The sequence below is a fragment of the Proteiniphilum saccharofermentans genome (assembly GCF_900095135.1).
Taxonomy (GTDB): Bacteria; Bacteroidota; Bacteroidia; order Bacteroidales; family Dysgonomonadaceae; genus Proteiniphilum; species Proteiniphilum saccharofermentans.
In genome coordinates this window covers 2,277,551-2,295,531 of record NZ_LT605205.1, presented here as the reverse complement: position 1 = coordinate 2,295,531, position 17,981 = coordinate 2,277,551, and the positions used below count along the sequence as shown (strand labels likewise).

At 45.2% G+C, this 17,981-nt stretch carries 14 protein-coding genes and 2 riboswitches; of the genes, 13 read left to right on the top strand and 1 reads right to left on the bottom strand.

The genetic code is table 11. The features are described 5' to 3' along the window. Window positions 1–120: 120 nt before the first annotated feature. Window positions 121–1,554 (bottom strand): CCA tRNA nucleotidyltransferase, encoded by a 1,434-nt coding sequence (locus PSM36_RS08965; protein WP_076930620.1) that lies wholly within the window; start codon window positions 1,552–1,554, stop codon window positions 121–123. 255 nt (window positions 1,555–1,809) lie between these two features. Here PSM36_RS08965 and PSM36_RS08960 point away from each other — a divergent pair, with 255 nt between their 5' ends. From PSM36_RS08960 to PSM36_RS08905, 13 genes are all read left to right on the top strand, one after another. After that, on the top strand, window positions 1,810–2,631 hold the full coding sequence (locus PSM36_RS08960; RefSeq protein ID WP_076930619.1) for a hypothetical protein: 822 nt from the start codon (window positions 1,810–1,812) through the stop codon (window positions 2,629–2,631). Between the two features lie 185 nt (window positions 2,632–2,816). Then, a riboswitch (cobalamin riboswitch) is annotated at window positions 2,817–3,021 on the top strand. A gap of 205 nt (window positions 3,022–3,226) precedes the next feature. Continuing rightward, entirely contained in the window at window positions 3,227–3,466 is a 240-nt protein-coding gene (locus tag PSM36_RS08955) for a thioredoxin family protein (RefSeq protein ID WP_076930618.1), read from the top strand. Next, window positions 3,463–3,852 carry a class Ib ribonucleoside-diphosphate reductase assembly flavoprotein NrdI gene (gene nrdI, locus PSM36_RS08950; RefSeq protein WP_076930617.1) on the top strand — a complete coding sequence of 130 codons (390 nt, stop codon included), beginning with the start codon at window positions 3,463–3,465 and terminating at the stop codon, window positions 3,850–3,852. Before PSM36_RS08955 ends, nrdI begins: the two co-directional genes overlap by 4 nt. 178 nt (window positions 3,853–4,030) lie before the next feature. After that, window positions 4,031–6,121: a class 1b ribonucleoside-diphosphate reductase subunit alpha gene (gene nrdE / locus PSM36_RS08945; protein WP_076930616.1), complete on the top strand. Its 2,091-nt coding sequence runs from the start codon at window positions 4,031–4,033 to the stop codon at window positions 6,119–6,121. A 340-nt stretch (window positions 6,122–6,461) separates the two neighbouring features. Next, window positions 6,462–7,457 carry a class 1b ribonucleoside-diphosphate reductase subunit beta gene (gene nrdF / locus PSM36_RS08940; RefSeq protein ID WP_076930615.1) on the top strand — a complete coding sequence of 332 codons (996 nt, stop codon included), beginning with the start codon at window positions 6,462–6,464 and terminating at the stop codon, window positions 7,455–7,457. 339 nt (window positions 7,458–7,796) lie between these two features. Further along, complete coding sequence (gene accC / locus PSM36_RS08935) at window positions 7,797–9,305, top strand: acetyl-CoA carboxylase biotin carboxylase subunit (protein WP_076930614.1); 1,509 nt, start codon at window positions 7,797–7,799, stop codon at window positions 9,303–9,305. Window positions 9,306–9,395: 90 nt separating this feature from the next. Next, a complete protein-coding gene (locus tag PSM36_RS08930; protein ID WP_019540608.1) occupies window positions 9,396–9,899 on the top strand; it encodes an acetyl-CoA carboxylase biotin carboxyl carrier protein subunit in 504 nt (167 codons plus the stop codon). A gap of 21 nt (window positions 9,900–9,920) precedes the next feature. After that, a complete protein-coding gene (locus tag PSM36_RS08925) occupies window positions 9,921–11,453 on the top strand; it encodes an acyl-CoA carboxylase subunit beta (RefSeq protein ID WP_076930613.1) in 1,533 nt (510 codons plus the stop codon). Beyond that, window positions 11,434–11,565 (top strand): hypothetical protein, encoded by a 132-nt coding sequence (locus tag PSM36_RS17800; protein WP_262503446.1) that lies wholly within the window; start codon window positions 11,434–11,436, stop codon window positions 11,563–11,565. Before PSM36_RS08925 ends, PSM36_RS17800 begins: the two co-directional genes overlap by 20 nt. Before the next feature lie 56 nt (window positions 11,566–11,621). After that, window positions 11,622–11,836, top strand: a riboswitch (cobalamin riboswitch). A gap of 150 nt (window positions 11,837–11,986) precedes the next feature. Then, window positions 11,987–14,026, top strand: a complete 2,040-nt coding sequence (locus tag PSM36_RS08920) for a TonB-dependent receptor (RefSeq protein WP_076930612.1) — start codon at window positions 11,987–11,989, stop codon at window positions 14,024–14,026. A gap of 13 nt (window positions 14,027–14,039) precedes the next feature. Beyond that, window positions 14,040–15,224, top strand: coding sequence for a YncE family protein (locus PSM36_RS08915; protein WP_076930611.1), 1,185 nt, complete (start codon window positions 14,040–14,042; stop codon window positions 15,222–15,224). A gap of 68 nt (window positions 15,225–15,292) precedes the next feature. Further along, window positions 15,293–16,978: a PKD-like domain-containing protein gene (locus tag PSM36_RS08910; protein ID WP_076930610.1), complete on the top strand. Its 1,686-nt coding sequence runs from the start codon at window positions 15,293–15,295 to the stop codon at window positions 16,976–16,978. A 19-nt stretch (window positions 16,979–16,997) separates the two neighbouring features. Continuing rightward, window positions 16,998–17,921 (top strand): hypothetical protein, encoded by a 924-nt coding sequence (locus PSM36_RS08905; RefSeq protein ID WP_076930609.1) that lies wholly within the window; start codon window positions 16,998–17,000, stop codon window positions 17,919–17,921. Window positions 17,922–17,981 lie beyond the last annotated feature (60 nt).

The following is a 17,981-nucleotide window of genomic DNA, read 5'->3' as shown; positions in this document are numbered from 1 at the left end:
TTGTGAGAATGTATAAAATTGATATAACCTAAGAAATTTACCCCACTACAACATTTTACGGGTCAAAAAGTTCATTCTTCACTCTTCACTCTTCATTCTTCACTCTTCACTCTTCATTCTTCATTCTTCACTTAGCCTTAACCCCATTTCCGCAGCCTTTTTTAGCATAAACTGAAAAGCGGCCTCCCTCTCGTTAGGTATTTCCCCTTCCAATATCGCTTCCTTGATGGCTGATTTAAGGAGCCCTATCTCCCGGCATTGCGGGAGACCGAAGATCTCCATGATTTCATTTCCATCCACCGGAGGCTGGAAATTGCGTACCCGGTCTTTCTCCTCTATCTCTTCCAGTTTTCTTCGCACAACCTTGAAGTTGTTGAGAAACCGGCGTACCTTTTCCGGATTCTTCGATGTGATATCGGCCTCGCAAAGTGTCATCAGGTCGTCGATATCATCCCCGGCATCAAACAACAGGCGCCGTACCGCAGAGTCTGTCACCTCCTCTTCCACCAGTTGCATGGGACGCATATGGAGTGAAACCATTTTCTGCACATACTTCATCTTTTCATTCTGGGGCAGCTTCATTCTCCGGAAGATCTTAGGCACCATCTTTTCACCTATATAATTATGGTTATGGAATGTCCATCCGAGCCGTGGATCCCACCTTTTTGTGACAGGCTTGGCGATGTCGTGGAGAAGGGCTGACCAACGCAGCCAAAGGTTATCTGTCTGCCGTGCGATATTGTCCAATACAGTAAGGGTATGGTAAAAATTGTCCTTGTGCCCTACCCCGTCTTTGGTTTCGGCTCCCTTCAACGCTGTCAGCTCAGGGAAGATGATATCGAGGAGGCCGGCTTTTTCCAATAGGATGAATCCCACGGAGGGCTTGGGCGAGAGAATGATTTTGTTGAGTTCATCAATCACCCGCTCCATCGAGAGGATAGATATACGTTCTTTATTGCGGCCGATAGCATCAAATGTGTCGGGATAGATATCGAACCCGAGTTGGCTGGCAAACCGGATGGCACGCATCATCCGCAAGGGATCGTCGCTGAAAGTGATGTCCGGATCGAGAGGTGTGCGTATAACCAAATCTTCCAGGTCCTGAATCCCGTTAAAAGGATCCAGCAGTTCTCCGTATCGGTTCCCGTTCAGGCAGAAAGCCATGGCATTGATGGTGAAATCACGCCTCCGCTGGTCATCTTCCAAAGTGCCGTCTTCCACGATAGGTTTACGCGAATCCAGACGGTAAGATTCTTTCCTGGCACCCACGAACTCAATTTCGTACTCTTTGTACTTTATCTGTGCTGTACCAAAGTTTTTGAAAACGGAAATCCGGCTTTTCTTGCCCAGTTTTTCAGATACTGCTTTTGCCAACTCGATCCCCTGGCCGACAGCCACCACGTCGATATCTTTCGACGGGCGGTATAGAAAGAAATCACGTACATAACCACCGATCAGATAACATGCCACTCCCATTTCATCGGCTGTTTCTGAAATCAATTTGAAAATCTTTTTGTTTAGGTGCGCCTGTATCTCTTCCTGCAATATCTCCATAAATAATTTTTTATATGTCTGGTTTTTCGTAACTTGCCGCCTGTCCCTGCCATTAAAGCAAAGGGTTCCCTTTACGGACTGTGGAATAGTTGTCCTGCCGAAGTAATTACATTACAGCGTATTATCTGTTACGAATTGCAAAATTACAATAATTGTGCTTTATAACAGCTTTTGATGAGGAATATATTTGTAATTTTGCAGAGGTAAACAAGGCCGGGGGGCGATCTTCCGTGCTCATAAAATGCTATTATTGAGATGCGTTTTTCTTTTCAGACCACTGTACTGTTCCTTTCTGTACTTCTCCTTTTTTCCTGTTCGGGGAAAAACAGGGGGGCGAAAGAATATCTTTCCCAGGCGGGAAAAGCATATCAGGAAGGCAATTATCCGCTGGCCAAGTTGAAGATTGACAGCATTAAAATTCTTTTTCCTAAATCTTTTGATGAAATCAACGCCGGGTTCACGCTTATGCAGGAGATACGCATGGCGGAAAACAGGCGGAATATTGTCTATTGCGACTCGATGCTGAATGAGAAATATTCCGAACTCAAAGAGAAGCTCAACCTTTTCGATTATGTACGGGATGAGCGGTACCAGGAGTTTGGAGAGTATTACCCCAAAGCATACCCCTATCACTCTTCCCTGAGTCGAAATGGACTCCGTTCGGGTGTGAGGGAAAAAGGAATACTCTTTATCGAAAGTATCCTTTCAGGAAGCCACATCAAGCATAACAAAATCAAAATAACTACCGACGACGGTAATTTTGTAGAGACCCTCCCCGTCACTTCCGACGGATTGAATTACCGTTTTAATACCCTGGACAGAGCTTATGAGATTGTCCGTTATAGTGGGGGCAGTGAAAACGGAGTCGCCGGATTCATCTATACCTTCCGCGATCAACCACTCACCGTTCAATTTATTGGTAACCGTACCATCACAGTCAAAATGACCGACGCCGCTAAAAAAGGTGTCAGCGACTCGTTCGAACTCTCCTCCTTGCTGCTGGATATAGAACAGCTGAAACTGGAAAAAGAGAAAAGCGAAGCATTGATCAGATATCTGGAAAGCAGGCAACAATAACTCAGAAAACGATCCGCAATTTTTACAAAACAGAAGACTTGGAAAAATAAAATCGCCCTGTAATTTTAAAAATGGAAAACTTTACTCCAATTTTAAATTGAAAAATTTTCCATTTTGATAAACTTTATCGATATTCCATAGAAAAATATATTCCGTTTTAAGTATCTATTCCGTTTTTTTATTCGATATTTGTTGGACATTTTGGTGTTCCGATTACGAGTCCTCGTGACCGGAATGAAAAGGGAATCAGGTGCAAATCCTGAACAGAACCCGCTGCTGTAAACTCATTCAAGCGTTTCTGCAATTCTTTTTGCCACTTTTATTATATGTAAAGGGAAGGCCGCCGGAAACAGAGTAAGTCAGAAGACCTGCCAAAACAAGAAATAAATTTTCTTTCGGGTTTATAAAGGAAATGTGCAATAAAGCTAAACTGTTTTTTATTAAGTTGTAGAATAAGAAAACTTATCTACTATTCATGTGACTTAAAAAAATAGTTCAGAAGTAAAAAATTCAATCCGATGTTTGTTTATCCCATGCATGACAGGATGTGTTGTGCATATATGGGCTGTTTAATAACCTGTAAAATTGCATCAAAATGAGAAAGATCGTCAAATTTGAAAAAGAAGATTGCAATCCGTGCCTGATGGTGTCGAGATTCCTTGAAGATAAGAACATTGCTTTTGAAGCTGTCAACCCGTTTAACAGTCCGGAACTGGCAATGAAATATAAAATACGTTCTGTTCCCACTACTATCCTGGTTGATGGGAGCGAGGAATTAGTACGCATTGTGGGTTATGATCCGGAGAAGTTGAATACAATGGTAGCACAACTATGACAATCTATTACGATAGCAGAACGGGCAATGTGGAACGTTTTGTGCGTAAGGTATCAGCAAGAACCGGATGGCAATGCCTGAAAATATCTGAAGATTTGATCGTTTCAAGCCCCGGTCACCTTATTACCTATACTACTAAGATAGGTCAGGTACCCTACTCTACTGGGCGTTTCATGCAGGCGAACTCCCCGTTTATCTTAACCGTCTCGTCGAGCGGGAATATGAACTGGGGTGCGAACTTTGCCGTGGCAGCCGACAAGATTGCGACGAGATACGGGATACCGCTCTTGCTGAAATTCGAACTGTCGGGATTGGAACGGGATGTAAACGCCTATATAGAGAAAGTTAATGCCTATAAGGCACAACTACAGGCACTGGTTATGTAAGCAGTGTGCCTGTAATAAAAATAGAAATTATACAAACGGGCATAAGGATCAATATATTGATGTGATAATGGGATGATTTGAAGGTTCATGATTTTATAATTAATTGGGAATTAATAAATTATAATTTATAACTCATAATTTCAATCAGTCTTGATTCCTGGCTCTAAATTTTAATTAAATGAAAGTAAAAAACTGGATATTGCTCAACAACCAGGTAATGGTGAAAAAGGACGATGAGTTTCAGTTCGAGAAGGACAAAGAGGCGGTACGCTCCTATTTTCTCGAATATGTCAATAAAAACACCGTATTTTTCTATACGTTGAAAGAAAAGATAGATTACCTGATCGAAAACAACTATTACGAGAATTTGCTGGAATGGTATTCCTTCGACGAGATCAAAGAGGTGTACAGCCTGATGTACGAGAAGAAATTCCGTTTTCCGTCCTATATCAGTGCGTTCAAATTCTTCCAGAATTATGCCCTGCGGGATGATAGCGGGGAGAAATTTCTGGAACGGTATGAGGACCGGTTGGCATGTGCTGCGCTTTATCTCGGCCGTGGCGATATAAATAAGGCAATGGAGTATGCCGAATTGTTTATCAATCAGGAATACCAACCCGCCACCCCCACCTTCCTGAATGCCGGCAAAAAACGCTCGGGAGAGTTGGTGTCGTGCTTCCTCGACGAGATCGGCGACAGCCTGAACGGGATCGGTTACGGGATTAATTCTTCCATGAAACTTTCGTCCATCGGCGGTGGTGTTTCGCTTAATCTCTCCAAGCTGCGCGGACGTTCGGAAGCGATAAAAGGAGTGGAAGGCCGTGCCAGCGGCGTATTGCCGGTGATGAAGCTTTTAGAGGATGTGTTCTCCTATGCCAACCAATTAGGGCAACGGCCGGGCGCCGGGGCGGTTTACCTCAATGTATTCCACTCCGATATCGAGGAATTCCTCGATTGTAAAAAGATCAACGTGGATGAGAAAGTGCGTATCAAATCCCTCTCCATCGGCGTAGTGGTTCCCGACAAGTTCATGGAGCTTGCCAAAAAGGATGAGCCGTTCTATGTGTTCTATCCGCATACCGTGTTTCAGGCATACGGGCAGTACCTCGACGATATGGATATCAATGTAATGTATACCGAACTGGTCGATAACCCCAAAGTAAGGAAGAAAAGGCTCAATGCCCGCCTGATGCTGGTAAAGATCGCCCAGACACAGAAAGAGAGCGGTTATCCTTATCTCTTCTTCAAGGACAATGCCAACCGCGGGCATGCGTTGAAAGATATCGGTGAAGTGAAATTCTCCAACCTGTGCACAGAGATAATGCAATTGTCGGAAGTATCGGAGATCAACGATTATTACGAGGAGGATGTGATCCGCCGCGGTATTTCCTGTAACCTGGGTTCGCTGAACATCGTGACCGTGATGGATAACAAACGGATCAGGGAAGCGGTGAAGACCGCCATCAGCTCCCTGACGGTTGTTTCGGATATCTCGGATATCGCAATTGTCCCCTCCATCAAAAAAGCCAACGAAGAGCTGCACAGCGTGGGACTGGGAGCAATGAACCTGCACGGGTTGTTTGCCAAGAATTTTATTTCGTACGAAAGTACCGAGGCGCTCGACTTCTGCAACGTGTTTTTCATGATGATGAATTTCTATTCGCTGGAGCGTTCCATGGAGATCGCCCGCGAAAAAGGAATCGTCTTTAAGGATTTTGACAAGTCGGAATACGCCAAAGGGACATACTTCGATAAATATACCGGGCAGGATTATCTGCCTAAAACCGACAAGGTAAAGGAGTTATTCGAAGGGATCGGTATTCCCGGGATCGAAGAGTGGAAGAACCTGAAAGAACAGGTAATGCAACACGGGCTGTATCATGCCTACCGGCTGGCGATAGCGCCCAACCAGTCGACTTCCTATATCATGAGTTCCACCGCTTCGGTAATGCCCGCGGTGGATACGATAGAGGTGCGCGAATATGGCGACAGCACTTCGTTCTATCCGATGCCTTACCTCACCAACGACAATTATTTCTTTTACAAATCGGCATATGATATGGATCAGATGAAAGTGATAAGGCTGATCTCGGTGATCCAACGGCATGTGGATCAGGGTATATCGACCATACTGCATACCAAAAGCAGCCATACGACCCGCGACCTGGCGCGGTACTATATCTACGCCCATAAGGCGGGATTGAAATCATTGTATTATACCCGGACAAGGAAAACGACAGTCGAAGACTGTATCTCCTGCTCGGTGTAATTGATTTTTGCAAAGAGGTATGACTACAACTAAATCATCGACTGACGATATTTTGTGACCCATTACAGCTCGTGCTACGCTAAAAGAGTAGAACTCGCTTCGCTCAAACAGCTACTCTTTTAACGCTACTCACGAGCAATGGGTCCCCACAAAATATCTAAAAGGTCTCCGCTTTAGTCTCAGTCATATTCCAAAGACACACGCGAAAATAAAAACAACAATATTATAAAAAACAAACATGAACCAACGGCCAGCATTAGCAAAACCCTTTTGCTTCCTATTACAGGACTGAATAGTCTTGTGTCTTGGCTCTTGATTCTTGGCTCTAATATTAATCATAATGAAACAATTTAAAGCCGTCAACTGGAATACTCCCGAGAACGACTACGTAGAGATGTTCTGGGAACAAAACCTGAAACAGTTCTGGATCGATACCGAATATATCCCTTCAAAAGATATCGATTCCTGGAAATCGCTTTCGCCCGAACTGCGCGAAGCATATAAAAAAGCATTGGGGGGATTGACCCTGCTCGATACCCTGCAGAGCCATACCGGTATGCCTAAGGTGATCGACAATATCGAGGGGTTGCAAAACAAATCGGTACTTTCCTATATGTGTATGATGGAAGCCATCCATGCCAAATCCTATTCCACTATTTTTACGACAGTGGCTTCCACCACCGAAATCGATGCCATTTTTGAATGGGCATCTACCAATGAACAACTCCAGTTCAAAGCCAAAACGATCGATAGCTATTACCGCAAGCTCGACAAAGAGCATGTATCGAAAGAAGAGGTATATATGGCGTTGGTGGCTTCCGTTATGCTTGAGACATTCCTGTTCTACAGCGGCTTCTTCCTTCCCTTATGGCTGGCTGGTCAAGGGCAGATGGTCGCCAGTTGTGATATTATCAAGAAGATCATCGCCGACGAATCCATCCACGGTGTGTTTGTCGGGCTGTTGGCACAGGAGATATTCGATACTTTCAACGAAAAGAAAAAGGAAAAACTCAAAGCTGATCTACTCGCCCTGATGGACATCCTTTATGAAAACGAGATGAAGTATACCGATCATGTCTACAGCGATATCGGCCTCGGAGCCGAGGTAAAGGAATATATCCGGTATAACGGCAACAAGGCGTTGATGAACCTCGGCTTCGAGCCGCGCTACGAAATCAATGAGGTAAACCCGATCGTACTGAACGGGCTGAATGTGGAAACGACACAACACGATTTCTTTTCCAAAAAATCGACCAATTACGAAAAAACCCTCGAAATAGTGTATCTTCACGACGGTGATTTCGACATGAAAAAAGAATTGGAGATGGAGATTTGATAATTTTGCTGTTTTATTTTCAATTGGAATTGTGCTCATTGAGAACAAATATTACAAAAGATTTGTTTGAATTATACTCCTTTTGAAATGAGTGTAAGAATCAAGAGTCGGGAATTTGATTGATGTGATGATTTACTGATTAACGATCCCGACAAGTCGGGATAACTTGTCCCGATCCTTCGGGAACTTGTCCCGATTTATCGGGAAGTAGTGATGATTGGAAATTCAATTAGCTCATTAGTTTAGTCTTGTGTCTTGATTCTTGGCTCTTGTGTCTAAATTTTTTAATCATATGAAAGATTGAAATAGGTATATAAAGTGTAATTCCATTTTTTAACGATGATACAAAAAATTCTAATTGCAAATCGGGGCGAAATTGCTGTGCGTGTGATGCGCACATGTAAAGAGATGGGTATCCGTACGGTGGCCGTCTATTCCGAGGCCGACCGTACCTCAAGGCACGTCTCTTATGCCGACGAAGCGGTATGTATCGGTCTGGCCTCTTCGCAGGAGAGCTATCTGAATGCCGATAAAATCATCAAAGCCGCAAAACAGTTCAAAGCAGACGCTATTCATCCGGGATACGGATTTCTGAGTGAAAATGCCGATTTTGCACGTCGTTGCAAGGAAGAGGGTATTATTTTCATTGGCCCGTCGGCAGAAAGTATCGAAGCCATGGGTGATAAGATATCGGCTCGCCGGCAGATGATAAAAGCCAAGGTACCTGTGGTGCCCGGTACATCGGAAGACCTGAAGCCGAGGGACCTGTTCCGTGTCTGCCGTAGGATAGGACTTCCTGTCATTATTAAAGCAACGGCCGGAGGCGGCGGTAAAGGTATGCGTCTGGTCTATGAAGAAAAACAATTGTACGAGGCCTACGAAGCCGCAAAGTCAGAAGCAAGGGCCTCATTCGGGAACGACTCGGTATATATCGAAAAATATATCGAATCGCCTCACCATATCGAAATACAGTTCTTGGGTGATGCCCACGGGAATGTGATACATCTGTTCGACCGTGAATGCTCGGTACAGCGCCGTCACCAGAAGATCGTGGAGGAAAGCCCCTCCCCTTTTATCGATGACAAGACCCGTCAGGCCATGGGCGCCATCGCCGTCAAGGCAGCCAGGTCTATCGGCTATGTCGGGGCCGGTACAATAGAATTTCTGGTGGATGGCGATATGAACTTCTATTTCCTGGAGATGAATACCCGCCTCCAGGTGGAACATCCTATTACTGAAGAGGTACTGGGCGTTGACCTGGTAAAAGAACAGATACATATTGCCAACGGAAAAAAACTACGTTTACGCCAGAAGCATTTACATCAGCGTGGTCATGCCATTGAATGCCGTATATGCGCTGAAGATCCTGAAAATAACTTCGCACCGTCGCCCGGTATTATCCGGCATATTCAAACACCCGAAGGCATAGGTGTGCGGGTGGACAGTTTTATTTACGATGGATACGAAATCCCGGTCTATTACGACTCGATGCTCGGTAAACTGATTGTGTGGGCAACCAGCCGCATTTATGCGCTGGAGCGGATGCGCCGTGTGCTATACGAATATAAAATCACGGGGGTAAAGACCAATATCGATTACCTTCGCCGCATTATGGACACACGTGATTTCGTAAAAGGAAATTATACCACGCATTTTATCGAAGACAATAGCAAGAAGCTGCAGGAAAGTGGCGGCAATGACAACGAGATAGAAGACATGGCCATCATCGCTGCCTATATAGACCATATAGTGAACAGCAATGATGCACCTTCATCATCGCCTGCCGATAATCTTCCCATAAGTCGCTGGCGCGCATTCGGTAAACAAAAGGGAGTTTTGAGGATATGAGATTCAAAATTCAAGATTTAAGATTCAAGATTTTTTGTCTTGGTTCTGAAATGTTCCATATGCATTGATGTAAGCAAATAAAATAATCGTATGAAGGCAAAGATAGGCAACAGGACATGTGAGGTGGAACTGATATCCAAAGATGGAAACAGAGTCGAAATCTCAGTGGACGGGAAAATATATGATATCGATGTGGTAATGTCGGAGAGCGGATTCTGTTCCATTCTTCACGAAGGACGTTCCTACAACGCTGAATCGGTACGCCATTCGGAAGGGAAATATACCATCACCACCAATTTTCGTTATTTCGACATCGAACTGTCAAATCCGCAGAAAAAATATATCAGAGGACGTCAATCCACCCCGGAAGAAGCACAGGAAACCATTACCTCCCCTATGCCGGGCAAGATCATAAAAATAATGGTTTCCGAAGGTATGGAAGTAAAACAGGGTGATCCGCTTATTGTGGTGGAAGCCATGAAGATGCAGAGCACTTATACGGCGGCCCAGAATGCTATCGTGGACAAAATCCACGTAGAGGAAGGCGATTCCGTAGCCCGCGATCAGTTACTCATATCTTTTAAAACCAATTAAAAGCAATTAAAAATCACAGCAATGACACTACAGGAAATATATCAGTCTTTTGAAGAAAAAAACAAAGCTGCCGAAGCCGGCGGTGGAGAGAAAGCGATCGAAAAACAAAAGCAATCCGGTAAACAGACAGCCCGTGAACGGATCGATATGTTATTGGACGATAATACATTTGTTGAAATCGACAAATTCATACTTCACGAATGTAACCACTATGGCATGCAGAACAGCCGTATCCCCGGCGACGGCGTAGTGGCCGGTTACGGAAAGATAGACGGACGATTGGTGTATGTCTATGCTTATGATTTCACGGTGTACGGCGGTTCACTGAGCCGCACGAATGCCAATAAAATTGTAAAGGTACAGAAGCTGGCGATGAAAAACGGGGCGCCGATCATTGCCCTGAACGATTCGGGGGGTGCACGCATTCAGGAAGGCGTGATGGCACTCAGTGGCTTTTCAGATATTTTTTATCAGAATATCAAAGCTTCGGGAGTCGTACCCCAGATTTCCGCTATCCTCGGCCCTTGTGCCGGCGGCGCCTGCTACTCTCCGGCACTTACCGACTTCATCTTTATGGTGAAAGAGAAAAGCTATATGTTTGTCACCGGTCCTGATGTGGTGAAAACAGTCACACACGAAGAACTGACCAAGGAAGAGCTGGGCGGGGCAACTACTCACGCATCCAAAAGCGGGGTGGCTCATTTCGTAGGCGAGGACGAGGAAGAAACGCTTATGATGATCCGTGAACTGCTGAGTTTTCTCCCTTCCAACAATATGGAAGATCCTCCGGTAGTGCCTACACACGACAGCATCTATCGACAATCTCCCAAATTGCAGACGCTGATCCCTGATGATCCGAATATTCCATATGATATGAAAAAACTGATTGAAGAGGTGGTGGACGAACATTACTTCTTCGAGATCATGTCGCAATTCGCACAAAATATCGTGATAGGATTCGCCCGCATGGGGGGCCGCACAGTAGGGATTGTGGCTAATCAACCGGCTTATCTGGCCGGCGTACTGGATATCGACGCATCGGACAAAGCAGCACGGTTCATCCGTTTCTGCGATTGTTTCGACATCCCTATCATTACTTTCGAAGATGTGCCGGGTTTTCTTCCCGGACGCGACCAGGAGCATAACGGTATTATCCGTCACGGAGCCAAGGTGGTGTTTGCCTATGTGGAAGCGACCGTCCCGAAGATCACACTTATAACGCGTAAGGCGTACGGAGGCGCGTATGTTGTCATGGCGTCCAAAGAGTCGGGAGCAGACGTGAACTTAGCTTATCCGAATGCCGAGATTGCGGTAATGGGTGCAGCAGGTGCGGTGAATATCCTGTATCGTTCATCCGACGAGACGGAGCGGCAAAAAGCGCTGAGCGAATACAAAGAGCTGTTTGCCAATCCTTACCGGGCTGCGGAAAAAGGATATATCGATGAGATTATCCTGCCGAAAGATACCCGCTACAAGTTGATCCAGGCACTGGAAATGACGGCTAACAAAACGGAGACTAATCCGCCAAAAAAACATGGCAATATTCCGTTATAAGGTGGAAGAGATGACTGATCTGGCATTTCGCATCGACTCCATGTACTCCGACGGCATTTACCCCCGATGTCTGAGAGAAATGATAGAGGATTTTCACAAGTCAGGGATTTAACAACATTCTTGTACCATTTTCACAAATTTATTGAATAAATCCCAAAAGAATAACCTATCTTTGCCTTGAATTTTGGTGTTATTCATTTCACACGGCTTCGAAATGAATGATGAAAAGGGAATCAGGTGCAAATCCTGAACAGACCCGCTGCTGTAAGCTCCGCTTACGTGCTGGACAAAAACCTCAATTGCCACTGTCCCGATAAACCGGGATGGGAAGGCGTTCAGACACGGGAGTAAGTCAGAAGACCTGCCAGAAATATATAGAGTTTTAAGCTTTCGGAGATTAGAGCTTACTACATCAGGAGGAACCATTCCTTATATATCCGTTCTCGATCATTTTTATATTCCGGAAGGAGATACCCTCTTCATGTGTGCATTTCTCGCGCAAAGCTGTTTATTAGCGAATAATAACCGGCGAAATGAGATTTTTCATTATTGTCAGAACCGGCTTTATTGCCGCTGTTCTTCTTGTGGTCAATTCCGTTGCTGCGCAGGATACCGACTCCATCACCACCTATTCGTTGGAGGAACTCGTGGTGTCGGCGCGAAGGATTCAAATGGATGTGATCCCGGTGCAGACACTGTCGGGTCAGCTCCTGGAAAACCTGAGTGCCCATTCGGTAGCCGATGCCCTGCGCTATTTCTCCGGCGTGCAACTTAAAGACTACGGAGGGATCGGTGGGCTTAAGACAGTGAATGTGAGAAGCATGGGGAGCCAGCATGTGGGAGTGTTTTATGACGGTATAGAGATTGACAACCCACAAAACGGTGTGGTCGATTTAGGTAGATATTCCCTGGATAATATAGAGGCCGTGTCGCTCTATAACGGCCAGAAAAGCGCCATATTCCAACCGGCCAAAGATTATGCCTCCGCCAGTTCCATCTATATGAATGCGAAAATCCCGGCGTTCGAAGGCGAAAAAAAACGTAATATAAAATTCACATTTAAAACAGGATCTTTTGACCTGATCAACCCATCGGTATATTGGGAACAAAAGTTCTCAGACAGATTATCTTCTTCCCTAAGCCTCGATTATACCAACTCTTCGGGAAAATATAAGTTCAGGTATAAAGTGGATAATAAGCTGGACGACCGGGGCGGGTATGATACAACCGCTGTTCGGCAGAACGGGGATATCCAATTGTTCAGGCTGGAACAGGCGCTGTTCGGCAAAATAAAGGACGGGGAATGGAAAACACGTCTCTATTTTTATGCCTCGGAACGAGGTTATCCGGGAGCGATCGTCAAAGAAGAACCGGGACGCTTTAAACACGAAGATCGCCAAAAAGACCGGAATATCTTCCTGCAGACATCCATAAGGAAACGGATTACAGACTCCTACTCGATCAGACTATCCGGAAAGTATGCCTACGATTACCTCTATTATGAGTCCGATACCCTGATACAGAAACTGCGTAACACATATATGCTGCACGATTTTTATATCTCGTCGGCCAATCTGTTCGGGATTCTCCCCTTTTGGACGGCCAATATCTCTGCGGATTTTCAATGGAATAAAATGAATTCCGATATAAAGGAATTTATCTATCCGCAACGCTGGTCTGGCTGGATTGCGGCGGCAACGTCGTTCGACCTGCAAAGGCTGAAAATACAGGCAAGTATCCTGGGAACTTTTGTGCATGAAACGACCCGGGAAGATAAAAAGGATATCCAGCGTGACTGGCAAAAAGTGACACCTACCGTGATGGCTTCATGGCAGCCGTTTCATGAAGAGCAGCTTTTTCTGAGGGCTTTTTATAAGGATATATTCCGCATGCCTACATTTGCCGAGATGCATCTGGCCTACATGGGAAGTCTCTCGTCCTACCTGAAGCCTGAATTTACGAAGCAACACAATATAGGTATCCTGTATTCAAAAAATGTCACCCCTTCATTGTATATGCAGGGACAGGTGGATGCCTACTATAATGAAGTGACCGATAAGCTTCTGGCAGTCCCCGGCGGAGTGAATTTCCGGTGGACGATGATGAATGTGGGCTTTGTAAAGATAAAGGGCATAGATATGTCACTCTCGGCTACGAACCGGTTCAGTAAAGAACTGACCATCGATGCGCAACTAAACTACACCTGGCAGAAAGCACAGGATTACAGCCCTATCACCGTAGAGAGCGATACCATCACTTACAAGGGACAGATCGCTTACATCCCGACCCATAGCGGATCGGCAATTCTGAGTGCTGCTTACCGCTCATGGACTCTGTCATACAGTTTTATTTATACCGGCGAACGGTTTACCGGAAGTGCCAATATTGCCCGTAACCGGCTGCAACCGTGGTACACAAGCGATCTGGCATTGGGGCGTTCGTTCCGGTGGAATAAGTCAGACTTGAAAGCAACGGTGGAAGTGAATAACCTGTTTAACCAGGCTTATGATGTGGTATTGAATTACCCGATGCCGGGTACAAATTATAAATTTATTCTCAACATTACATTATAACTACTTTTTGCAGATGCAGATAGATTTACATAAAATTTTGTGGCCCCTTTTAATCATTGGCCTCATTCTTTTCGACTCATGCAGGGGTGAAGAAGAGGAACTTATCCCGCCCGTGGTCACCCCCGTTGCGCCGGGAGAGTCGGGTCCTGTAAAAGGATTTTTCCTGCTGAACGAGGCCAATATGGGAAGTAACAAAGCCTCCATTGATTATTTCGACAGTGAGTCGGGATACTATTATCAGAATATTTATCCTCTCATTAATCCGACCATAGCGCATGAGCTGGGCGATGTAGGCAATGATATCCAGATCTATGGCGACAAGTTGTATGCCGTGATCAATGTGTCGGGATATATCGAGGTGATGGACGTGAAAACCGGGAAACATGTGAATTCCCTGACGATACCTAACTGTCGTTATATCGTTTTTGACAAAGGATATGCCTATGTGAGTTCCTATAACGGCCCGGTAAAGATTGAACCGGATGCACCGCTCGGATGCGTGGTCAAAATAGACACCGTAACCATGAGAGAAGTCGGGCGTGTTACTGTGGGGTATCAACCCGAAGAGATGGTGATCCGGGATAATAAACTATATGTCGCCAATTCGGGAGGCTACCGTGTGCCGGACTACGACAATACCGTGTCGGTGATAGACCTGGATAATTTCCGGGAAGTGAAAAAGATAACGGTCGGTATCAATCTGCACCGGTTGGAACTCGATAGCGATCACAATATCTATGTAAGTTCCCGGGGAGATTACAAGTACACCTCTTCCAATACTTATATCATCGGAAAGAACGATATGGTGACCAAATCACTCAATCTGCCCTGTTCTGAAATGACAGCAATAGGAGACTCTATCTATATGTACAGTGTTGAATGGAGCCATATCACCCAGAGAAACACCATCACCTACGCAATTGTCAACACAAAAACACAGACAGTGGTATCCCGTAATTTCATTACGGACAGGACGGACAAACAGATTGTAACGCCCTATGGTATCGCCGTCCACCCGGAAAACAGGGATATTTACGTAACCGATGCAAAGGATTATGTCAGTCCGGGTGTATTGTATTGTTTTGATAAGTATGGTAAACGCAAATGGGCTGTGGTGACGGGAGAAATTCCTGCGCATATCGTATTTACGAGGTATCGGTTGCAGGGGATTTCATCGCTGGTAGCTGGAAACAATTAATCATACGACTTGCGGGACCTGAATGAATTATCATATTACAAAAACTTTAAATATAAATAGTAGGAATTATGATCAAAACAACAGGAATGAAGCTGTTACTCCTTACACTTCTATCGGTTTTTATCATCTCTTGTTCAGAAGATGATCCCGTGATAGATCTCGGCGCCCCGGTCATTAAAATTGAGGCGGAAAACGGGGAGTATAAAGTAAAGAAAGGGAAATCGGTTCTCTTGTCCGCCACGGTGGAGAACGCTGTGAAACCCATCTATTCATGGAAATTGGATGGTAAAATCATCTCAACCGAGCAGGAGTTCGAATTCGGGGGTGAATATGCGGGCGAATATTTCGTTAATTTCCGTGTCGATGCAGAGAACGGATATGCCGAACAACAGGTGAAAGTGAGCGTACTCGACAAACTCCCTCCGGAGATCGATATGCCGTCCATGTTCATTGCTTATGCAGGGAAAGATAACGAACTTACAGCCGAGGTGCTGTATGCCGACGAAGCACACTATGTATGGAAGTTGAACGGTATGGTTGTATCGGAAGAAAAGACGTATGTGTTTAACGAAGTCTCACTGGGTTCCCAGACGCTTTCATTAAAAGTGGAGACCGAAGACGGCTCCGACCTGAAAGTATTCACCATCACAAACCTGCCTGTTCCCGAACCGGAATTGTTTTTTGATGACGGGCATTACCGGACGGTGACCAACAAAGATGAATTACGTAAGATGGCAGTCCCTGTCGGAAAAAGCCTCGTACTGGCCCCTGTTATTTGCAATATAGAAGATCCGGGAACATTCCAGTGGACGGTGGATGGGGTGACCCAATCCGAAACTTCGGAGTTTTTTACCTTTACTCCCTCAACCGAAAGGGTTTATCTTATTACGGTTACCGAGCAAAGCACACAGGCAAAAGCTGAGGTTGAAGTAACCTGTACAAAACCCGAAGGTACCTACTTCCGGGAAAAAACTGAAACCAGCAAAGCCACTGCGGCCCTGGCCTTCGATTATGTCCCTGCCCCCGGACAGTTTATTAACTACCAGATAGGATCAACAAAAACCCGTGCTTTAAATGATCTGCAAAATGCATTGAACAGAGGTGGCGCTCCTTATATCGGTGCTTACGGCGGTTATTGGATCGTCGGATTCGACCATAGTGTCAGGAATGTGGAAGAGAAAGCCGACCTGTTTATTGGTGGAAATGCTTTTGCCGGATGGAGTGAACCCGGAATTGTATGGGTGATGCAGGATGTAAACGGGAACGGGTTACCCGACGACACATGGTATGAACTGAAAGGCAGCGAGACAGGAAAATCTGAAACCCGTCAACGTTACGCGCTTACTTATTATAAGCCCAACAAGAAAAAAGCAGATGTATTGTGGACAGACAATTTCGGCGGTTCCAATTCGGTAGATTATAACGGGTACCATACGCAGGACTATTATTTCCCGATGTTTATCGAGGAGGATTATTATACGGTGGTGGGAACCTGTCTTGCTTCAAGTATTGATTCTTCCACAGGCATAGTCTATGCCAGGGATTTTCCCTGGGGATATGTGGATAACTACAATACCGATCCCAACCGCCCAAGCGGACATTTCTGGATCGAAGATGCAATCCAGGTCGACGGATCACCGGCAAACCTGACACACATCGACTTTGTGAAAGTACATACAGGCATGGCGGCCAAAGGCAATGCGGTTGGAGAGATATCTACCGAACCGGGATGTCCTACTAACTTGAATTTCTAACAATCAAACGCATAAAGCAATGAATGTAATATATAGTTATAAAAATATCTTTTTCATGCTGATGGTGAGCCTGTTGGTTTTGTTGGCCTGTACTAACGAAGATGATCCGTTTGCAGGTACCGACAGCTATATCACGTCTTTCAGTTTACAACAAGGCGAGACGGTTTTTAATGCCGAAATTACTGAGCGGCTCATCACCGTAAAGGTACCGGAAGGTATATCGCTGAAAGGCGCCACGGCGACGGTGAAATTGAGTGAAAATGCTTCGATATACCCCGATCCCGCGGACATTACCCAATGGGACGAGGAAATACTGTTTGCCGTAACCGCTTTTGACGGTACAACGCAGCTAAGCTATAAATACAGCGTCATCCGGAGCCATATCGATGCGAACGAAACGGTAATACTGGCTACACAAGCCGACGTGGATGCTTTCGGGGCAAGCGATATTACTGCCATCGGAGGAAGCCTGATCATCGGCAGCACCACCGGTACCGACTCTATCAGGGATCTGGGCCCATTGGCAAAACTGAAGGAGATCACTTACTCGTTGACGATCCATCCCAGTTTTGCAGCGGCAGAATTGGCCGGTTTCGACGCTTTGGAAAAAGTAGGCGGCGATATTTATTCAACCGCAGCCAATATCGAAAAAGTGAGCTTCCCTAAATTACAGTCGGCCGGATCGGTATTCTTTAAAAATTCGAAGCTTGGAGAGGTAATATTTAGCCGGCTGGAGAATGTAACAAAGGCCATCACACTGCAATGCCCGTTGGGCGGTATCAGTTTTCCCCACCTGAAACAGGTGCAAAGTATTCATTTGGAAGACAGGGATGCGATGATTACTTCAGTAGCATTTCCATCGTTGGAGAAAGCCGAAAGCATAGTGGTTTATTTCCTTCCGTCGTTCATTAGTGGGCACTTAAATAAAAAAATAGTTCTTTGAAATCTTTTGTAGATCGCAGTTTTGAGAAATTTTAGTTGTGTGACGATTTGAAATGCGATG